Genomic DNA, 1816 nt, shown 5'->3' with positions numbered 1-1816 from the left:
GCTGGCCGGATGACTTGGGGGTGCAAGTCCCCTGTGGACCCGGCAAGGGGAACCACTAGCCGGACGGCAAGGGTGTCCATCGTGAGATGGAATCTGAAGGAAGCCGCAGGCAAAGCACTGGCCTGACGAACAGAAATCGCATATGAGGCGGTCACACCGGGTAAGGCGTCAACTATCGTCAAAGCCCTGTACTTGCACGGAAGGTGTGGACGTAAATGCGGCGGGCATAAGTGTGAAGGTCACGCGTCTTACCCTGGGAAGTCTGGTTCTCTGCCGCTGTGCTACTCACTTCGCGAGAGGTGGGGATGGGGAGCCAGAACTCAGCCGAGGCCATAGTAGGTGCGTCACCGCGTACGGAAGGGCCGAACATGGTTGGCCGTTAGTAGGCGATGAGTTCTCGTAGTGTGCTTATGAAGACAGAAGCGACCCGGATGGGGCAGGGCATTCAGGAAGGCGCTGGACGGTATCCGGCAGAGACTGAAGTCCGTGTCGAGGCAGACGCGGGGGCTCACTCGTGGACGAACGCGGAGCCGAACACGCTGATGGAACAGGTGCTTGAGCGCCCGAACCTGATGCGTGCGTATCAGCGGGTGGTATCCAATAAGGGTGCCGCCGGTGTCGATCAGATGCCGGTGATGGCCCTGAAGGGCCACCTGCAACAGCATTGGCCAACGCTGCGCGAGCGGCTGTTGGCCGGAGACTACCATCCTCAACCGGTCCGCCGGGTCAGTATCCCCAAGCCGCAAGGCGGGGAGCGGACACTGGGTATCCCAACGGTGCAGGACCGCCTGATCCAACAAGCCCTTCACCAGGTGCTGAGCCCGACGCTGGAACCGACCTTCTCGGATCACAGCTATGGGTTCCGCCCCGGTCGAAGTGCCCACCAGGCGGTCAAGGCGATGCAGCAACACATCAACGACGGCCACCGCTGGGTGGTCGATCTGGATCTGGCCCAGTTCTTTGACCGGGTCAACCACGATGTGCTGATGAGCCTGCTGGCTTGTCGCATAGCCGACCGGCGGATACTCACCCTGATCCGGCGTTACCTGCAAGCCGGCATGCTCGAAGGAGGACTGGTCAGCCCGAGACGGGAAGGCACGCCGCAAGGCGGCCCCCTGTCGCCCTTGCTCTCTAACGTGCTCCTGACCGAACTGGATCGGGAGCTGGAGCGGCGGGGACACCGGTTCTGCCGCTATGCGGACGACTGCAACATTTACGTCAGCAGCAAAAGATCCGGCGAACGGGTGATGGCCAGTATTACCCACTTCCTGGAAACGCGCTTGCGCCTGAAGGTGAATACGGTGAAAAGCGCCGTGGACCGCCCCTGGCGTCGGAGCTTTCTGGGTTACAGCGTGAGCTGGCATAAACGTCAGGTCCGGTTGAGAGTCGCGCCCAAAAGCCTGAAGGCCTTCATGGCCAAGCTTCGCCCCCTGCTGAAACGGTCACGGGGACAGTCGTTGACGACCACCATCCGGAACCTGAACCCGGTGCTGAGAGGCTGGGCAAATTACTATCGCCTGACCGCCTCGAAGCGTTCGGTCGAAGCCCTGGATGGCTGGATAAGACGGCGGCTTCGCCTGATCCTGTGGCAGCAGTGGAAGCGGACCCGCACGCGGGCCCGCAACCTGGTACGGCTAGGCTTGACTGAGATAAGGGCTTGGAGGAGCGCGACCAATGGTCGTGGACCCTGGTGGAACAGTGGCGCGACTCATATGAACGCGGCCCTGCCTAAGAGGGTATTCGACCGTCTGTCTCTGGTAAGCTTGCTGGATACGATGACTCGGCTTCAGAGCCGACCATGAACCGCCGTGGTACG

General features: G+C 61.6%; 1 protein-coding gene. It reads left to right on the top strand.

What is annotated here, in order from left to right:
* Nucleotides 1-410 precede the first annotated feature (410 nt).
* Nucleotides 411-1802: a group II intron reverse transcriptase/maturase gene (gene ltrA / locus ACTRWH_RS20390; protein ID WP_127401912.1), complete on the top strand. Its 1392-nt coding sequence runs from the start codon at nucleotides 411-413 to the stop codon at nucleotides 1800-1802.
* Nucleotides 1803-1816: the final 14 nt, after the last annotated feature.

The sequence above is a fragment of the Marinobacter sp. G5_S1_61_S3 genome (genome assembly GCF_054968585.1).
This window is presented reverse-complemented; position numbering and strand designations above follow the sequence as displayed.